A 17,352-nucleotide genomic window follows, 5' to 3' on the forward strand; every position below is an offset into this window, starting at 1 on the left:
TGCTATAAACTTTCTGCTTATGCAATGCATTTAGTGATTTGACTTTGGACAAATAAAAGTAGATGAATACCGTTATTTGTCCAAAGTCAAAGGGAACACTATTAACAGCATTTAGGTTCAACTAAATATTATGGGTATTACAGCTAGCTATAAACGCATTACGCCACAAAAGTTCGCAGAAATTCAGAATGATACTAAAGCAGCAGAATCTTTCTTTAAGCTTAATTTAGATAATTTAGTTTTTGATTTTACTAATCCACAGGCAATGATTGCCCAACGACAAGAGCAACGAAGCAATAAACGTGACTTCAGCCTTGATGATTGGCACGCACTACATTTTCTTCTCACTGGAGAGTCAAGTTTGGAAGTTGATACCCAAGTATCACCTCCTCTTTGTAATGTCGTTATGGGAGGTACGCCTACACAGTTTGAAGCAGGTTACGGATTTGTACGCTATCTCACACTTGAAGAGGTTCGAGATGTTGCCGATGCTTTAAGTCAAATTTCTGTTGAAGAATTGAAGAGCAGATTTAATTCTGCTGTATTTAATGAAGCAGAAATTTACCCAAATCCTAGCCCTGGAGGATGGGACGAAGAGGAGATAGAGCCTTTGTTTGAACTATATCCAAAATTGGTAGAGTTTTTTCAGAATGCTGCAAAAGAAGGTGATATTGTTTTGCTCTCATCTGATTAATTTTTTGGAAATTTGGCTCTTGTTAAAATCGAGTTGTATATCTCAGTGGAAAAAGCCTTTTATGTCAATGATGACAGTCAGAGATTTAGAGCAAGTTCAAACCGCTTTTACTGAAGCAGGTTTAGATTACTAGATGAAACTCGAATCCTGGTTTGCGGTTTTAAGCGATCGCTAAATTGCAAAAGTGTAGGAATAATATTTCTACACTTTTCGGTGCGTGTTTGTCGTTGAAGAAGAGGCGATCGCACGATCAACAATATTTTATAGCGATCGCTCAATATTTAATTAGTACATAATTACCATTATTAGCTCACAACTTCCATCCCACCATCTAAACTATGAGAAAGCCCAAGAGTGGAGGCGTAGCATTATGGTAATCACTCCTAATACCGCATCTGAGGTTATCTACCCCGAAAGCGACGGACAACCAATGGCGGATAATACCAAGCAGTTTCGCTGGATAGTAACTATTAAAGAAAATTTAGAAATTTTATTTGCATCCCAACCAGATGTATTCATCGCTGGAGATTTATTTTGGTATCCAGTGGCAGGCAATCCTAACATCAAACAAGCACCAGATATTCTGGTAGTGTTTGGTAGACCCAAAGTAGATAGGGGTTCTTACAAGCAATTTGAAGAAGATAATATTCCGCCACAGGTGGTATTTGAAATATTATCTCCTGGTAATACAACTAAAGAAATGGCAAATAAACTCCTGTTTTATCAACGCTATGGAGTTGAAGAATATTACATTTACGACCCAGACCGAAATGAATTAACAGGTTTTCTGCGCTCAGAAGATTGGTTACAGGAAATTAATCAGATTCATGGATGGATAAGTCCCCGTTTGGGAATCCGCTTTGAACTCACCCCACAAACCCTAGAAATATATCGCCTTGATGGATATAAATTTCTTACACCCGTTGAGCTTGACCAAGTACGTACACAAGAACGTCAAGCTAAAGAAATAGCTCTCCAGCAACTAGAGGAAGAACGCCAACGATATCAAGATTTATTGACACGACTGCAAGAACGGGGAATTGACCCAGAACAACTCTTGTGAAAATCGAAAAGTTTAGATCCCCGATTTCTTTAAGAAGTCGGGGATCTTGTTTGTTGTTGAGTTTCATTAAACTGTTCCCCTGCATCCAGGTTTAACAGCATTTGCAGAGTTTGCATATCTTGCTCGCAATTACATCATTGTTTCAATCTTCGTTATTTTCTGCAAAATTGACTTGCTCATAAAGGTCGCGCAATTCAATCTGAAAATCAACTGTTTGCAGTGATAAAATTGCAGATTCATGTTCAAGTTCAGTGAATGACCATTGACTTTCCGCAGTTTTTACATACTGCATCACATGATACTGGTATTGGTCAATTAAAATATATTCCTTGAATTCGGGAATAGAGCGATAATAAAGAAACTTATCGCCTTGGTCATAATTTTTAGTCGATTTAGATAAAACTTCAGCAATTAACATCGGGTTCATAACCGTTGTTGTGCTAGTTCCTGTATAAATAGGTTGTCCCTCAATCACCATCACATCGGGATACGTATGCTGCCGATAACGGGGTATCCATAAACGTACATCACCAATATAAACATCATAATTTTTACGCCTTAAAGCAATTTTTAAGGATGCAGCTAAATTCAAAGCAATTTTATTATGATTTGTAGTGCCACCCGTCATCGGTACAATTTCTCCATCACGGTATTCGCTTTTATATTCTGCTTTTTCTTCAATTTCTAAATACTCTTCAGGTGTGTAATATATTTTTTGTGTTTCTAACTGCATAAAAATACGACCTATGATTGTGCGGTTGCTTATTCATCTTTCATACCTATGTTATACGCCAATAAACCCCATCCTCTCGCTGCATTAACTGGCAAGCAATCAACTCCCGTCGCAGGGTGGCGCAGTCAGGATGGTAGCGTTTGAGAATGTCATTTACAAGGCGTTCAGGGTAGTTGATTCCTACATCAAACTGGTTTGCTAACCACTTAAGAATTACTAAGCGCTTTTTGCGACTAGCAGGGATTTCCTTAAGGTATCCGCCCTCGAAATAGTTTTTCAACACTTTGCTTTCCCAAGCTTCAGTATCCACATCCTCAATCAAGGATGCTATTTTCTCAGGTGTAAAAATTTCCTTACTGATGCTTTGCAAAGCCTCGCTATCCAATTGATATAGGCGGCTATTGCCTTCAGGACGCATTGTCACCAAATTTAGCTCCTTTAGTTTCCCTAAATGATGAGATACTGTCGGTTCCTTGAGTTGCAGTAGCACCGCCAATTCTTCGACGCTACACTCCTGATTCGCCAGGATACCTACAATCTTCAATCGGCTATCATCCGCTAATGCCTTGAAAAAGCGCAGTAAGATGTTAAATTGCTCTGGTTGCATAACTAACTTCTAATTAGATAGATATCTAATTAGAAGTATATCTAATTTAAAACAAAAGATCCCCGACAACTTTTACGAAGTCGGGGATCTAACTTGTTGTTTAATTTAACTAAACTGTTCCTCTGCATCGAGGTTGAACAGCATTTGCAGAGTTTGCATACAGCGCCTTCTGGCTTCCACATCTTGCTGCGATCGCAATTGCACCATCGGGTCATGTAAAATTTTATTGACAATTCCCCGCGTTAATGCTTCAATCACCTCTTGATGTTTGTCGGCAAATTCCGAACCCAATCTCGACAAAGCTTTTTCTAACTCTTGTTCGCGGATGGTTTCGACTTTATTTCGCAGACAGCTAATAGTGGTAACAGTTTCCAGACTGCGCCACCAAATATCAAAGGCTTCCACTTCTTCCTCTAAAAGTCGCTCGGCTTCCTGTGCAATCTTGCGACGACTTTCGTAGTTTTGCGCTACTACTGCCTTCAAATCATCCACATTAAACGCCTGCACGTTTTCTAATTCATTAACATCCACATGAACATTACGCGGCACAGAAATATCAAATAACATTAAAGAGCGCTGAACTTCTAAAACCATCTCCAATTTGGCGCGGTCAAGTATTGGCTCTGTTGCCGAAGTACTGGTAAACACCAAATCACTATCGGCAATTACTCCCATCATTTCCGACAGTGGATGAATTTGGATCGATTGCTGAGGGAACTGCTTGGCTAATTCTTGGGCGCGATCGCGAGAGCGATTTACAATACTAATTTGTACAGCACCTTTAGAAAGTAGGTGTTGCACCAGCAACCGCGACATTTTACCAGCACCCAAAATTACCACTCGACAAGCAGCTAAATTTGCCACTTTTATCTGTGCTAACTCCACAGCTGCCGAACTGATCGAGACAGCGCCAGTACCAATACTAGTTTCAGTGCGAACCCGCTTACCAGCTGTTAGCGCTTGTTTAAATAATCGATTCAAAATGGTTTTTATACCGCTATATTGCTGTCCCAGTTTGTGAGTAGTCTTCACCTGAGCCAGAATTTGACCTTCTCCGAGTACTAGACTATCTAAACCACCAGCTACCCGCATAACGTGCATCACGGCATCATCATGGAGCAACATAAACAAGTGTTGTCGTAGAGAAAGCACGGGTAATTTACTAAATTCTGCAAGAAACTGCGTTACTTCTCGGATACCTTGGTCTGCTTCACTGGTAACAATATAGATTTCCAGGCGGTTACAAGTGCTAAGAATTGCAACTTCATCAATATGGGGATAGCTGGCCAACTGAGCGATCGCACTTTCAATTTGTGATTCTGGAATGCTCAGTTTTTCCCGGACTTCTACTGGGGCTGTCTTATGGCTTAACCCCACCACTGCTATATTCATTTGCTAAATCGTAGTTACTAGTTGGTAGTTGGCAATCTGGCATTAAGTGAGAATAGGGAATGGGGAATTTTTTTTTATTTGTTGATAGTTTTTCAACCAACAATTAATCACTAACTACTAACTACTAACTACTGTAAAGGAAAAGCATTTTGGTGACTATTTTTCCGTTTTATAGAAATATTTTTTCCTTATGCTTCGCCCCTACTTTTACCATTCCCCATTCCCTAAAAATTAGTTCAGTTGGAGAACTTTTGGTTCACCAAACAAGTGAATTGTGTCAACAAATCGAGCAGTTTTTGACTGGTTAGAAATTACCAAGCTTTGAGTTCTTGCCCCGTCCTTGAAGAAACGTACACCCTGCATGAGATTACCACTGGTAATGCCGCTAGCAGCAAACAGAATAGTTTTACCAGATGCTAGTTCATGAGAATCATAGACCTTATCGGGGTCATTGATATTCATAGACTTTAAGCGATCGATATTGGCTTCTCTGCTTTCTCCAATCAGACCTGTTTTTACGACTGCTGGATCGTAGATCAGTTGACCTTGGAAATGTCCACCCAAAGCACGCATAGCTGCTGCCGAGATTACACCTTCAGGAGCCGCACCGATACCCATCAGCGCGTGGATATTAGTTCCAGCAAAACCACAGCTGATAGCTGCACCCACATCACCATCGGAAATTAGGGCAACTCTCGCTCCAGCCTCACGAATTTCTTTAATTAAGTCGTTATGGCGTTCGCGTTTCATGACTACTACTACAAGTTCATCAATACCCCGGTCTAAAACCTCAGAGAGAATCTTCAGGTTTTCTGTGGCTGACTTGTTGATGTCTACCTTGCCTTTAGCTGCGGGAGGTGCTGCTAACTTCTTCATGTAAAAGTCAGGAGCAGCAAATAATCCGCCCTTTTCAGAAATTGCCAACACAGCCATCGAACCAGGTTGTCCATAAGCTACCAAGTTCGTACCTTCACAGGGGTCAACTGCGATATCAATTTCAATTAGTTCATCTGGGTTACAGAAGCTTTCAGCATTTGGTTGGGTACAGATACCAACTTCTTCCCCGATGTATAGCATCGGTGCGTCGTCGCGTTCGCCTTCCCCGATCACGATGCGACCACGCATGTGGATTTTATTCATCCGTTCCCGCATAGCTTCCACAGCTACCTGGTCAGCGATATTTTTTTCGCCTTTCCCCATCCACTTTGCGGATGCGATCGCGGCTTGCTCTACTACTTCAATAATTTCTAAACCAAGTGTATTTTCCACAGAGTCAGCCCTCTCATCTGCTTGAATTTGCGTCGTTTCATCTGCCTATTTCAGTTCTCAAGTCTACCAAAGGGCGGATACACGTGGAAGAAAGTTAAGTTTTACTGCTAACTCGTTATAAAAGTGCCATTTAAGACATTCTTGTTTTTTACCCTTAGTACTTCAGTATAAAGCGTGTTCAAAATTAACTAAGTTAAAAACTGTTACAAATGGGTAGCAGTTCTTCAGTATCTATCTTGAGGTATAAAATAATTAATAAAAAAGCTGGTAGATTCACTAAAAACTGAAAAACGAGGTGCAGAGTAAAGAGTTTTGTAAAAGGGACTGGGGACTGGGGATTAGGGATTAGGGATTGGGTATCAAACCCTTAAAATTATGGTGCTTGCTCTTACCCACCACTAAATTTTAAAAAACTTTTTCCCAGTCCCCAGTACCGGAGAGGCGTTCCCTCCCCCACCATACATAAAAGTTGATGGGGGAGGAACGCCGCGACTTGTTAAATTCAGAGGTTAATCGTGTTTATCGACTACATCACCCTCATGTTAATTAACATGGTGGCTGGCTTATTTCTACTAGCTGACTATGTGTATCGTGGTATAGATAGTTCTAATCAAAAACAGTGGATTCCGGGTTTTGGAATTACGGGTGCGATCGCACTCACAACTGGTTTACACATGAGCTTCACCTGGCCAGTTATCGGGAGCTTTAACATTGCTTTTGGTGAGACAAGTGTACTATTTGGAATCTTGTTTATTGCAGCGGCGATCGCCCTGGCTCAAAATTGGGATTTATTGACAATAGCAATTTACGGCTTCTTTGCTGGTGCAGTTGCGATCGTAGTCGGTATCCGCATCATCAACTTGAATTTGACCAAGCAACCGCTTTTATCGGGAATCGGCTTTATTTTAACTGGCTTAGGTGGGATTTTTGCCGCGCCAACTCTCTATTGGAAAACCAACCGAACCTGGCGGCTAATTGGCGTAGCAGTGCTGATAGTAGCGGCCTTAATTTGGGCATTGACTGGATATTTATCTTACTGGAATCATTTAGAGAGTTTCCAAAAGTGGGTTCCAGCGCCAATGCGGTAATGAATGATCTAGGCTAGAGACATAGTTAAAACCTTGCTTAAGATCAATATGCTGGACTTTCTTAATCCCCTTTTAAATCGCCATCCAGAGCGAGTCAAAGCCAACGTCGAACTTTACACATGGCAAAGTTGTCCCTACTGCATTCGTGCCAAAATACTACTGTGGTGGAAAGGTGTAGATTTTACTGAATACAAAATCGACGGCGACGAATCAGCCAGAGCCAAAATGGCAGAACGCGCTAACGATCGCCGTACAGTACCACAAATTTTTATCAATAACCAGCATATTGGCGGCTGCGATGACCTTTATCAACTAGACACACAAAGTCAACTCGATCCCCTTTTAGCCCAAGCCGCTATTTAGACGCGATAAATCGCCGTCAAGACAAAAGATTATTAAAGATTATTGTAGAGATGGCGATTCATCGCGTCTCTTGCCTTAACCAAACAGTATTGGTGATTTGGAGAGAGGTCAGAATATTAAGTTGCACATCATGCATTGATAAGAAGATGCTAACTAAGTATACAGAATATCTTATACATCAAAAATGGATGAGTTGTGCCGTAGAATTAGCAAAAACCGCAGGTGATGCAGGTGAAATCCCTGTCGGTGCTGTTATCATTGATTCAACAGGCAAATTGCTAGCACAAGGAGAAAACAGAAAAGAGCGCGACAAAGATCCTACCGCTCATGCGGAAATTCTCGCTCTCAAGACAGCTGCAACAACTTTACAAAATTGGCATCTTAATGAATGCACCCTCTACGTAACTCTCGAACCTTGTCCGATGTGTGCAGGTGCTATTTTGCAAGCGCGTCTAGGACTACTTGTATATGGAGTAGACGATACAAAAACTGGCGCAATTCGTACAGTTATTAACATACCCGATAGCGCTGCTTCAAATCACCGCTTACAAGTAATCGGAGGCATTCTGGAGTCAGCTTGTCGTCAGCAATTACAGGCGTGGTTTGCCACTAGGCGGCGTCGGGGAAAATAACGGACAGAGGTAAAACTGTCCATCTAGTACGGCACAATTCACGCAAGAGAATCTACGGTGTAACTAATCAGACTTTTCGTTAAATTTTTACCTGTCAATCAGCTGCATCCGTCATGATGGAATTTTATTCTTCATCCGATAACTGCCAGCGCACACCAGCAAATCCTCAGGTAGATAGCGCTACCTCAAGGGTTTCTCCTTGGTTAAGTCCTCTGGCACATTTATTAGGGCGTCACTGCCTATTACCATTATTCTTTGGACAAATTAGAATAACCGGACAAAAAAATATCCCCACAACTGGGCCTGTGATCCTTGCGCCTACCCATCGGGCGCGTTGGGATGCCTTGCTCGTACCCTATGCTACCGCTTCTCTGAGAAAACAAGACTTGCGGTTTATGGTGACGATTGACGAATGCCAAGGTTTGCAAGGCTGGTTTGTCCGACGTTTGGGTGGGTTTCCTGTAAATTCAAAGCATCCATCAATCCGCACGCTGCGACATGGAGTCGAGCTACTTCAGCAGCAAAAAACCCTGGTAATCTTTCCAGAAGGTAACATTTTTCGTGATGGTCAAGTTCACCAATTGAAACCAGGAATTGCTCGTCTTGCTTTGAATGCTGAATCTAGTCATTCGGGGCTGGGAGTGAAAATTATACCTATAGGCATTAATTACAGCCAACCTTATCCCAATTGGGGTACAGATGTGAGTATTGACATTGGTTCCCCAATCAGAGTCAGGGATTACATGAATGGCTGTATAAAACAAGATGCCAAAAGCATTACAGCTGATTTAGTCAAGGCACTCCAACAATTAAGTCATCAAGAAACAAAAGTTACTAATCACTCATTCGCAGAAATTACTAATTCTTAATGTCATAAATATTACTGTTAAAAACAAAATTTTCGGAAGCGTGGACTGGATTGGTGCGATGCCTATGCAAATACTTCAAGCAGTGCTTTGGGAAAATTATCCTGCCAAATATCCTAGTTAACCTGACGTGAATTCGACGAACCTCTCCCTGCCTTGAACTAAAGTTCAAGTCTGTCCCTCTCCGAGTCGGAGAGGGACGGTTTTGCGTAGTAAAACCTTCTTAGAGGTTTTTTGATTGAGCAAATTGGGTAGATATTATATAAGCAATCGAATTCACGTTAACCTGAGATATTACTGGGGAAAAAAGTCGGTAATTAAGCAGTCTACTATAGGTATCGCCGATCGCTGCGATAGACGTTAATTGGTATACAGGGGTAATGGGAACTCTATTAAACCGATTTTTAGTCTAAATCAGAGATACTTAGGATGTAACTTTGCTTTGTCCAAGACCAAAACAGAGTTAAGATACCCGAAGTTTCCATAACTCTTTTATCTAGTTGTCGCACTAATTGATCCCATGAACACTGCTGCCGCTGTTACCTTGATGCACCGTACTGTTTTATCAGTCATAGCAGTCCTCAGTCTGCTATCACCTGTGAATGCTCAGGTACCACAGTTACCAGGCACTACCAGCCAACCACAACCCATTGATCCCAACGATCCTAATAATCTTCGCCCCGTAACCGAAAGTAACAGCCTTTTGAGCATTGCAGGAGGCGATCGCTTAGTAAAAGAGGCAGAACAAGCCGTTTCTGCTCAAAACTACCCCTTAGCTGCCAAGAAACTGCAAGAAGCACGTCAGGTTTATAATCAGCTATCTAATTTTTATCAAGAGTTAAATTCTAGCTTTTCGGGAATTGACAATAGAGTTTCTGATTCTCAGCGTCAAAAAGCTCTATTAACAGCCCAAAAACGAGACGAAGCCACCTTTCAGCTAGCATTGGTACATCGCGCACAAAATCAGCCAGAATTAGCTGTACCGTTGTTGATTCAAATAATTAAGAGTCAAAATCCAACGCGGGATTTAGGCAAGAAAGCCTATAAACAGTTGTTTGAATTGGGTTTTGTCGATTCTCCCTATCCCAAAGAAGGTGGTAATTCATCTTCCTCATCCCAAAAAAAATAAATTAAATTTTTGTTACCTGCTTTTCCCCATCTCCCTCATTTTTCACATCCTTCTCTCCCTGAACAGCACCGTAGAACGCCTAGTGCTAGGATAAGATTATCTGCCATAGCTTTCCTAGCGCTCTCAAAAATATACCTCAGAGGCGCATTTATTACTGTCCTTGCTAAAACCTGAAATTGGCACAGGTATTTGCTCTATATCTGTTAATAATAGAAAAGTAAGTTTTTTCAGGAATTGCGATGATTAGTCCGCAGCAGGTTGAGGCAATGATCAAGGCGGAACTGCCAGACGCCCAGGTTCAGGTGCAAGACTTGACTGGTGGCGGAGACCACTATCAGGTGACAGTAGTTTCATCGCGCTTTGCAGGTAAAGGACTAGTGCAACAGCATCAGTTAATTTATGGTGCGTTGGGACAAGCTATGTCAACTGAAGCGATTCATGCCTTGGCATTAAAAACATACACTCCTGAAGCATGGCAAGCAACAGCAAGTTCCTAAAGTTATGAGTTATGAGTTAGGAGTTATGAATTATGAATTTTTAACCCCTCACTCCTTACTCTTCACTCCTCACTCTCTTAATGCAACATAGGAAACACAAATACCATGACGCCAGAACTCAAAGACAAAATTGATAAGTTGGTAAAAGATAACAAGATTTTGGTTTTCATGAAGGGAAACAAGTTAATGCCTCAATGTGGTTTCTCCAACAACGTTGTGCAGATTCTCAATACCTTGGGAGTTCCCTTCGAGACAATTGACGTTCTATCAGACTTTGAAATTCGTCAGGGAATTAAAGAATACTCTAACTGGCCCACAATTCCCCAAGTTTATATCAATGGTGAATTCGTTGGTGGTTCTGACATCTTGATTGAACTGTACCAGAAAGGGGAATTGCAAGAAAAGGTAGAAGTAGCTATAGCCTCATAACGTCCTGTTTACAACAAACTAGAGGGTGTACTACTGAATTAGCGCTTTGTAATCAAGGCAATGTATTATTTTTAATATCCTTGAAATGGGAAATACTATATCTCCCCTTTCAAGGTTTTTTAATAGGTTTCTGACAAAAATAGATTGACTCGTTGAGATAATAATTTTTCAATTACTAACTTCCCTAAATTTCTCACTCATACTCTTGACAAAATCAGGGTATTAAAAAAATTTTTGCTTTAATTCCACTTTAAGAAGAGTTAGGGAGGATTAAGTCTTAACCCAAATGCATTTATGGTTACGTCAACAATCCCCTCAGTCACATTGGCAAGACCAATATGGGGCTGAGGGGACGCGTTTAATCAATACAATATCTCCAAAATCTCACACCACGGCAACCCGTTGACCAATACAGATAATATGCTATAATTATCTGCGGTAATTAGCGGTTACTATCAATGACCAAGTAAATGGTACTTAGTAGTAATCTGGCTGTGGCTGTGGTTGCGGCACTGCAAAATTTGACCCATCGTACAAGTAGCGGCTGGCTTCCTCTTCTAGGCGATGAATCAGGAAAGGTTCAATGACATTGCTATGTCGCAGTGCGGCTAGATATCCATCCAAATACATCCGCATATCATCCGTGCGATAACCGCGATTCCATAGTTCGATGAAGGCATCGGTAAGTCTTTGGTAATAGCGGATGGTTTGTGTGTCTTGGAGCATAACTGCTGTATTAATCTCTTTGGAATGAGAATTGTAAATGATTCACGCTCGAAAGTGAACTGTAATTTCACTTTGGCATTAACTCAAAGTCAACACATCTACTTTGGGTAGTACCCTCGTAGCAGCTACAAGCTACTTTAATCCTATTCCAGAAAACATCGATTCTAGTTAGCTGCTAAGTTATTTTTCTAATTTTCACGATCAACAGCCCAATTGTATTGGTGTTATATTCCTGGATGTAGGTACTAATTTTGGTGAAAAAATCTACTTTTGCCATCAGGTTGAAAAGCGGTTGTATTAACGGTTAGCTGGTTAGGTTATGGATATTTGCCACATTACATCCATTTCCATGCAAATGTTACGCTAAAAGAACTTTTGACTAAGTCTAACAACACTTTCGATAAATTTAATAAAAATTTAATAATATTTCTAATACCCTTTCGGCAAGGCATAAATTAAAGATATTGACACCCTTTTTATTAGGAAATGTAAAGTTAATCGCAATTGAAGTAACAAAGGCTACAAAACCTTAGAGATGGGCTTGTTACTTTGAAAGTCATCAGACGCTAAGGGGTCTTGCCACCGTGGGTTCGGTTTGTATAGAAATCATTGAGGGGAATCCCCATCTGAGGTCGTTGTTGGGTTGGCACTTGCAACAACTGGAATACCGTGTGCATCAAGCTGCCAGTATTTATCAAGCAAGGGAAGTATTTTTAAGCCATCAACCAACACTGGTAATTTTAGATGCAGACCTACCTGATGGTGATGGCATTGAGTTTTGTCGTTGGTTGCATCGTCAGCAACAGCCTCTAATCTTAATGCTATCTGCTCGTAATAGTGAAGCTGATATCGTTGCAGGTTTAAAGGCGGGTGCAGATGATTACTTGAGCAAACCTTTTGGGATGCAAGAGTTTTTGGCACGGGTAGAGGCACTAATTCGCCGGAAGCGCACACCTACTGCACCAGCTTATTTGGATTATGGCACTTTGCAAATCGATTTAGTTCAGCGCCGCGTCCGTTTTCAGGGGGAGTTCATTGACTTAACGCCCCAGGAATTCAGTTTGCTGTACGTTTTAGCACAAGCTGGGGGAGTACCTCTAAGTAGGTCGGAATTATTGCGTCGTGCTTGGCCGGACGCTATTGATAACCCTCGTACCATTGATACTCACGTTTTATCGCTGCGGAAAAAGGTTGAACTTGACCCCCGGCAACCTAATTTGATTCAAACTATCCGTAATGTTGGATACCGTTTTAATATGGAAATTTTGAATACCAACATTTCACAGTCACAAACAACAAAGTTAGCAAGAGAGAGATTTAATAATCAACGTTCAACACTTAGTAGTAGTCAAGTGTGATGGGGACTGGGGACTGGGGACTGGGGACTGGGAAGTGGGAACATTTATACCTAATATCTAATACCTAATACCCAATATCCATCCAAAATTTAAAATCCAAAATCGTCTTGAGCTTCTGCTTTAATCAAGCTTTTTCGTAATTCAACCCAGTCTATCTCAGACACTCTTTGATTTGCGAATAAATGACCTTGTTGTAGATGTAATAATCGAGTACAAAACATCTGGGCTAGTTCCAGTTGGTGATTTACCATCAGAATTGTGGTTTGATGAGTTTGACTCAACTGGGTTAGTACCTGCATTAGATGAGAAGCTGTACCAGCATCTAGGGCAGAGGTTGGCTCGTCTAATAATAATATTTTAGGCTGGATGACTAAGGCACGAGCGATCGCTACTAGTTGTCTTTGTCCGGCAGAAAGCTGTACCTCTGTTCGCCCTAACCATTCATTGGGAATCTGGATTTGTTCTGTCCAATGATTGATTCGTTGCTGAATTGTCTGTTTGGGTAAACCACGCAAAACTAAAGGATAAGCCAAGGCTTGCCCAACTGTCATCCCCAACAGCTTTGACTCTTGCAATACAAGTACAAGCATCTGCCGTAGCTGGATGACAGGAATGTGGCGATATTCTTGATTTTCTAGATAGAGTTTACCACTCGTGGGTTCAATTAAGCGGTTGAGGAGGCATAATAACGAAGTTTTCCCAGCGCCTACTGAGCCTACAATGGCAATGCGATCGCTCTGGAATACTTCTAAGGAAATATCCTGCAATATCGGGTATCCCTGTTGATTGCCAGGAAGTTGGGTTTTCAGCTTTGTAAACAGATTAACTTGCTCTAGCCTGAGTGTGGCTTTTGCTGTATTCAAGGAGACTGGGGATTGGGGATTGGGGAAGGTGGGGTCCCCTCTGGGGATAAGGGGTAATGGGGATTGGGGACTGGGGATTGGGGATTGGGGATTGGGGAGCAAGGGAGAAGAGTTTTCCCCTCCGCACCCCGCCCCTCTGCCTCTTTTCAATGCCCTATGCCCCATATCCAATTTTAAGTTAATTGTTTGGTAGTTAAGGCTGTAACGATCGCCCAGCTATCGACTAATAGTAGCAGCAGTGTGAATACTAGTAAAATCAGGTACATCCACGGCTGTGCTAAAGGGCGAACATCTATAGTATCAATGCTCGTTTTTGCTTGGACAATTTGCACTAGACGGGCAAATCCAGCTACACGCATTGGTAGTAAATAAGCTTTGCCATCTTGGCTGAGGAAGTAATAAACTAAACCTCCTTGACCGGTGCTGCGGGGTTTTAACTCTTTGATATCTGACCAAGGTAAAAACCAGCCTTTACGAAAAAAACTAGGCACCCAGGCGGGGTAAGTAACTTTAATTCCCTGGTTATCTACTATTACTTGTTCTGTCAATACTGCATACAAGGCAACTAAGCCGATGCTAATCCCTATCCACAATAATTCTGGGGGTACGGGTGCAGCTGTTACCTGCGATAAAAAGGGTAATGGCACTGTGAGTGCTATGTATAGACTCAGTAATGTTATCCGAATCAAGGGAGACAGACGAAAAACAGAAGGTGAGATAGTGGCTGAGTTTGCTGTCACGGCTCAATTACAATGCTTTTCTTCATTGTAGGGTAGGTCTATGTCCCTGGTAGTTGATGTGTGGTATTTCATGGTAAATACTTTTGTACTACAATCCAACCAGTAAGGGATACCCAGGCAAATCCTACAAACAGAATAATATTTACGCCGATGTGTAAGGGTCTAGCCCAAGGTCGTATAGCACTAATTTGCGTCGCGCTGAAAGCAGATAGTAAAACTAGTGCTACCACGATCAATCCAGCGATTAAGTGTGACGAGTGACCTAAAGAACCAAAGTGCCCTAAAGTACCAACAATACCGATCGCTAGCAGTAGTAACACTAAGCTTACCATGCTGATGCCCATTGTATAGTGGAGCGATCGCACCCCTTTATTTCCACCCATAAATGGGGTAATAAAAGGGAATTCTTGCGAAGTTCTCGCCCGAAACATCCAAACACCGCTGACTGCTAGCATCAGATATGCCAGCAGGGATAACCCCATTGACCAGGCGGCTATTTTCCACAACCAAAGAAATGAAGGCAGATTCATAAGAATGATTGTAGATGAGATGAGACAATAGGGTTCGGTTAAGGTCACAAACTATGTAAACTGAATAATTGTCAGCGATCGCCGACTCCAATCTTTGCTAAATAATAATGATAATCAAAAAATGAGATGTAGCATATCCACAGCCTGTACAGACCTAAACGCAGATATATTTACCCCAAACGTCATTATATAAAGCATTAGTTAGTATTAATTAATAAATTTAGAATAGTCAAAATTGCTACATGAATGATAATATAAGTCTTTGGTAACTCAAATAAAAAATAATCTGTTTTTCTACTTTCATAATTTCATATATTCTCTTTGATTATGAAGCCCCTTGGTAAAGTTTTACAACAGGCTGACCTTATTTCATCTGAGCAGGTAGAGATTGCTCTCAAAGAGCAGACCCAAGTTGCTGGGTTGAAGCTTGGTGAAATTCTAGTATTGCATGGATGGCTTAAACAAAAAACGGCTGATTTTTTCTCTCAAGAGTGGCCTGCTTTTGTAGAGCATAAACCAAAACAACCCTTAGGTAAATATTTAGAAGAAGCTGGGTTATTAGATAAGCACCAAATCACAACTATCCTGACTGAACAACCACAAAATAAACTTCGCTTTGGGGAATTAGCAGTACTTAAGGGTTGGTTGAAACCTACTACGATTAAATTTTTTCTAGAGAATTTTGCTTTAGAATCCCAACTGCACCAACAGGAAGAAACTTCAAATAATCACAGGTTAGCGCAGAAAGAACTGCATTTGAAAATGGTAGTACCACAGCAGAACAATTTGAAAATCTCTAACCCCATTGAGTATTCAGTTTTTACTTTCAATTCGGGAGAGCAAGAATCAGCAGGGTTAGGAGTTTCTAGCCTTAGTACTATAGAATTATTCAAATTAGATGAAATAGCTAGTTGTCCGAAAGCTTTGATGGCAGAAGTACAATTCTGGACAGATGGACAACCGACTCTCACTGAAAAAATTTGTCAATTGCTTGCAGAATCGCCAGATCGTATTGCCGCAGGTGCAGAAGCAGCAATTGTTAATCAAGTAGTACAAACCTACTTGATTAACAATTGGGAAACTCAAGTCGCCGCCGAGCATTTGCAAGAGATACATGAAAGGATGCTCCACAATCAGCAATGCGATCCGTTATCTCTGTTGGAAATGTACCAGCAAATTTGCCAAGAGGGCGAATTACCAACCGAAGATAGTCTAGAACAGGCTGAACTTCTGGATATAGGATTAATAATCCAAGAACAAGACAAACTCAAACTTGGAAACCGCATTTACCAAGCAGTTTTTAATCGCAATTGGGTAAACCTGGAGCTAGAGAAAATACTTTCTGCCTCATTGGCCAATACAACCATCTCACCAGCTAATAATTTGAATGTCAGCAATCTCATTGCTCGTCCTGAATCTAGAATAACTAAACGATTTTTGATATTGGTAGCAATAGCTGGTTTAATGGTCTGTGGTTCTGGTTTGATATTTTTTGGATTCAATGTATTCAAATGGTTACAAGTAGAAATAACTTTCAAACGAGGTAATGTTTTATTGCAGCAAGGAGATTATCAACAAGCGATCGCAAAATATAACAACCTTTTAAAATTTGATAGCAATTATTACCAATCTTGGACTAACCGAGGCTATGCACTGGCTGGACTCAAAGACTACAACCAGATGTTAGAATCATGCACTACTGCAACTATCATTAATCCAGAAGCCGTTTATGCCTGGAATTGTAAAGGGGAAGCATTATATAACCTCAAACAATATCAGGAGGCGATCGCAGCTTTTGATAAAGCGATTATACTCAACTCTAAAGATCCTGTATTCTGGATTAATAAAACTGAAGTACTACTAGCACTAAAGCAACCAGATGCAGCCCTTAATACTATTAATCAAGGAATTGAGCTTTTAAAACAAATTTGGGAAGTTGAACATAAAGATGCAAACGCCAAAGAGTTAGCCATTGCTTTTAGCTATCAAGGTAAAGTTTTATTGCAAAAACAAGATTATGAAGGCTCTCTAAAAGCCTACGAACAGGCATTAAAATACAATAACCAATATTTTGTAGCTTTACGGGGTAAAGGGATTGCGCTACAAGGCTTAAAGCAAGACGATCAAGCGATCGCACAATTTTATTTTCTTCTAGATCATCATCAGCTAACTGATACTCAAAAAGCTGAGGTCTGGTACTATTTGGGATTGAGCCTGTGTAAATTCCAGCAAACCGAAAAAGCGAACGTGGCTTTCGATAAAGCTTTGAAGCTCAAACCTAATTACCAACCCGCAAAACGAGGAAAAGAAACTTGTGCGAAAGTAATTTACTAATTCGTAATACTAGTACCGCAAGGCGGAATTAAAAATTAA

At 40.9% G+C, this 17,352-nt stretch carries 20 protein-coding genes; 11 read left to right on the forward strand and 9 right to left on the reverse strand.

Annotation, left to right across the window (positions count from 1 at the left end; genetic code table 11):
* Positions 1-130 precede the first annotated feature (130 nt).
* Positions 131-694 carry a YfbM family protein gene (locus V7L07_RS16250; protein WP_335059471.1) on the forward strand — a complete coding sequence of 188 codons (564 nt, stop codon included), beginning with the start codon at positions 131-133 and terminating at the stop codon, positions 692-694.
* A 107-nt stretch (positions 695-801) separates the two neighbouring features.
* Here the strand turns inward: V7L07_RS16250 and V7L07_RS16255 are convergent, their stop codons facing one another.
* Complete coding sequence (locus tag V7L07_RS16255; protein WP_335059473.1) at positions 802-972, reverse strand: hypothetical protein; 171 nt, start codon at positions 970-972, stop codon at positions 802-804.
* A gap of 92 nt (positions 973-1,064) precedes the next feature.
* Between V7L07_RS16255 and V7L07_RS16260 the strand changes: the two genes are divergently transcribed.
* The gene (locus V7L07_RS16260; protein ID WP_335059475.1) at positions 1,065-1,757 is read left to right on the forward strand and encodes a Uma2 family endonuclease; all 693 of its coding nucleotides are present in this window, start codon (positions 1,065-1,067) and stop codon (positions 1,755-1,757) included.
* 142 nt (positions 1,758-1,899) lie between these two features.
* Here V7L07_RS16260 and V7L07_RS16265 read toward each other — a convergent pair whose 3' ends face one another.
* From V7L07_RS16265 to glpX, 4 genes are all read right to left on the reverse strand, one after another.
* Complete coding sequence (locus V7L07_RS16265) at positions 1,900-2,490, reverse strand: Uma2 family endonuclease (RefSeq protein ID WP_179067617.1); 591 nt, start codon at positions 2,488-2,490, stop codon at positions 1,900-1,902.
* Positions 2,491-2,536: 46 nt separating this feature from the next.
* Complete coding sequence (locus V7L07_RS16270) at positions 2,537-3,097, reverse strand: DUF2087 domain-containing protein (RefSeq protein ID WP_335059477.1); 561 nt, start codon at positions 3,095-3,097, stop codon at positions 2,537-2,539.
* 105 nt (positions 3,098-3,202) lie between these two features.
* Positions 3,203-4,489: a glutamyl-tRNA reductase gene (locus V7L07_RS16275; protein ID WP_335059479.1), complete on the reverse strand. Its 1,287-nt coding sequence runs from the start codon at positions 4,487-4,489 to the stop codon at positions 3,203-3,205.
* A 231-nt stretch (positions 4,490-4,720) separates the two neighbouring features.
* Positions 4,721-5,758, reverse strand: a complete 1,038-nt coding sequence (glpX, locus tag V7L07_RS16280; RefSeq protein WP_335059481.1) for a class II fructose-bisphosphatase — start codon at positions 5,756-5,758, stop codon at positions 4,721-4,723.
* A gap of 515 nt (positions 5,759-6,273) precedes the next feature.
* Here glpX and V7L07_RS16285 point away from each other — a divergent pair.
* The 7 genes from V7L07_RS16285 to grxD all read left to right on the forward strand — a co-directional run bounded on the left by V7L07_RS16285 (position 6,274) and on the right by grxD (position 10,762).
* Positions 6,274-6,846 carry a DUF981 family protein gene (locus V7L07_RS16285; RefSeq protein WP_335059483.1) on the forward strand — a complete coding sequence of 191 codons (573 nt, stop codon included), beginning with the start codon at positions 6,274-6,276 and terminating at the stop codon, positions 6,844-6,846.
* A 48-nt stretch (positions 6,847-6,894) separates the two neighbouring features.
* Entirely contained in the window at positions 6,895-7,209 is a 315-nt protein-coding gene (grxC, locus tag V7L07_RS16290) for a glutaredoxin 3 (RefSeq protein ID WP_335059486.1), read from the forward strand.
* A 146-nt stretch (positions 7,210-7,355) separates the two neighbouring features.
* The gene (gene tadA, locus V7L07_RS16295) at positions 7,356-7,841 is read left to right on the forward strand and encodes a tRNA adenosine(34) deaminase TadA (protein WP_292853655.1); all 486 of its coding nucleotides are present in this window, start codon (positions 7,356-7,358) and stop codon (positions 7,839-7,841) included.
* Between the two features lie 113 nt (positions 7,842-7,954).
* Positions 7,955-8,710 (forward strand): lysophospholipid acyltransferase family protein, encoded by a 756-nt coding sequence (locus V7L07_RS16300; RefSeq protein ID WP_335059488.1) that lies wholly within the window; start codon positions 7,955-7,957, stop codon positions 8,708-8,710.
* A gap of 517 nt (positions 8,711-9,227) precedes the next feature.
* A complete protein-coding gene (locus tag V7L07_RS16305) occupies positions 9,228-9,836 on the forward strand; it encodes a hypothetical protein (RefSeq protein ID WP_335059490.1) in 609 nt (202 codons plus the stop codon).
* A gap of 239 nt (positions 9,837-10,075) precedes the next feature.
* Positions 10,076-10,333 carry a BolA family protein gene (locus V7L07_RS16310; RefSeq protein WP_179067608.1) on the forward strand — a complete coding sequence of 86 codons (258 nt, stop codon included), beginning with the start codon at positions 10,076-10,078 and terminating at the stop codon, positions 10,331-10,333.
* Positions 10,334-10,438: 105 nt separating this feature from the next.
* Positions 10,439-10,762, forward strand: a complete 324-nt coding sequence (gene grxD / locus V7L07_RS16315) for a Grx4 family monothiol glutaredoxin (protein WP_335059492.1) — start codon at positions 10,439-10,441, stop codon at positions 10,760-10,762.
* A 477-nt stretch (positions 10,763-11,239) separates the two neighbouring features.
* On the opposite strand, the gene V7L07_RS16320 is transcribed toward grxD, so the two are convergent.
* Positions 11,240-11,488: a DUF6761 family protein gene (locus V7L07_RS16320; protein ID WP_292743052.1), complete on the reverse strand. Its 249-nt coding sequence runs from the start codon at positions 11,486-11,488 to the stop codon at positions 11,240-11,242.
* 584 nt (positions 11,489-12,072) lie between these two features.
* Between V7L07_RS16320 and V7L07_RS16325 the strand changes: the two genes are divergently transcribed.
* Complete coding sequence (locus V7L07_RS16325) at positions 12,073-12,846, forward strand: response regulator transcription factor (protein WP_179067605.1); 774 nt, start codon at positions 12,073-12,075, stop codon at positions 12,844-12,846.
* Between the two features lie 89 nt (positions 12,847-12,935).
* Here the strand turns inward: V7L07_RS16325 and V7L07_RS16330 are convergent, their stop codons facing one another.
* The 3 genes from V7L07_RS16330 to V7L07_RS16340 form a co-directional block, all read right to left on the reverse strand.
* Entirely contained in the window at positions 12,936-13,709 is a 774-nt protein-coding gene (locus tag V7L07_RS16330) for an ABC transporter ATP-binding protein (protein WP_335059494.1), read from the reverse strand.
* Positions 13,710-13,882: 173 nt separating this feature from the next.
* Entirely contained in the window at positions 13,883-14,449 is a 567-nt protein-coding gene (locus tag V7L07_RS16335) for a hypothetical protein (protein ID WP_335059496.1), read from the reverse strand.
* 68 nt (positions 14,450-14,517) lie between these two features.
* Complete coding sequence (locus tag V7L07_RS16340; RefSeq protein ID WP_335059498.1) at positions 14,518-14,979, reverse strand: DUF4079 domain-containing protein; 462 nt, start codon at positions 14,977-14,979, stop codon at positions 14,518-14,520.
* Between the two features lie 327 nt (positions 14,980-15,306).
* Between V7L07_RS16340 and V7L07_RS16345 the strand changes: the two genes are divergently transcribed.
* Entirely contained in the window at positions 15,307-17,313 is a 2,007-nt protein-coding gene (locus V7L07_RS16345; protein WP_335059500.1) for a tetratricopeptide repeat protein, read from the forward strand.
* The last annotated feature ends 39 nt before the right edge of the window (positions 17,314-17,352 follow it).

Source organism: Nostoc sp. (genome assembly GCF_036916985.1).
Taxonomy (GTDB): domain Bacteria; phylum Cyanobacteriota; class Cyanobacteriia; order Cyanobacteriales; family Nostocaceae; genus Nostoc.

Excerpts from the sequence above, each read along its gene's own strand:
- V7L07_RS16265 (WP_179067617.1), bottom strand. The coding sequence starts at position 2,490 with ATGCAGTTAGAAACACAAAAAATATATTACACACCTGAAGAGTATTTA.
- V7L07_RS16260 (WP_335059475.1), top strand. The coding sequence starts at position 1,065 with ATGGTAATCACTCCTAATACCGCATCTGAGGTTATCTACCCCGAAAGC.
- V7L07_RS16275 (WP_335059479.1), bottom strand. The coding sequence starts at position 4,489 with ATGAATATAGCAGTGGTGGGGTTAAGCCATAAGACAGCCCCAGTAGAA.
- grxC (WP_335059486.1), top strand. The coding sequence starts at position 6,895 with ATGCTGGACTTTCTTAATCCCCTTTTAAATCGCCATCCAGAGCGAGTC.
- V7L07_RS16340 (WP_335059498.1), bottom strand. The coding sequence starts at position 14,979 with ATGAATCTGCCTTCATTTCTTTGGTTGTGGAAAATAGCCGCCTGGTCA.
- V7L07_RS16345 (WP_335059500.1), top strand. The coding sequence starts at position 15,307 with ATGAAGCCCCTTGGTAAAGTTTTACAACAGGCTGACCTTATTTCATCT.
- V7L07_RS16320 (WP_292743052.1), bottom strand. The coding sequence starts at position 11,488 with ATGCTCCAAGACACACAAACCATCCGCTATTACCAAAGACTTACCGAT.
- tadA (WP_292853655.1), top strand. The coding sequence starts at position 7,356 with ATGCTAACTAAGTATACAGAATATCTTATACATCAAAAATGGATGAGT.
- grxD (WP_335059492.1), top strand. The coding sequence starts at position 10,439 with ATGACGCCAGAACTCAAAGACAAAATTGATAAGTTGGTAAAAGATAAC.
- V7L07_RS16310 (WP_179067608.1), top strand. The coding sequence starts at position 10,076 with ATGATTAGTCCGCAGCAGGTTGAGGCAATGATCAAGGCGGAACTGCCA.
- V7L07_RS16305 (WP_335059490.1), top strand. The coding sequence starts at position 9,228 with ATGAACACTGCTGCCGCTGTTACCTTGATGCACCGTACTGTTTTATCA.
- V7L07_RS16250 (WP_335059471.1), top strand. The coding sequence starts at position 131 with ATGGGTATTACAGCTAGCTATAAACGCATTACGCCACAAAAGTTCGCA.
- V7L07_RS16300 (WP_335059488.1), top strand. The coding sequence starts at position 7,955 with ATGATGGAATTTTATTCTTCATCCGATAACTGCCAGCGCACACCAGCA.
- V7L07_RS16270 (WP_335059477.1), bottom strand. The coding sequence starts at position 3,097 with ATGCAACCAGAGCAATTTAACATCTTACTGCGCTTTTTCAAGGCATTA.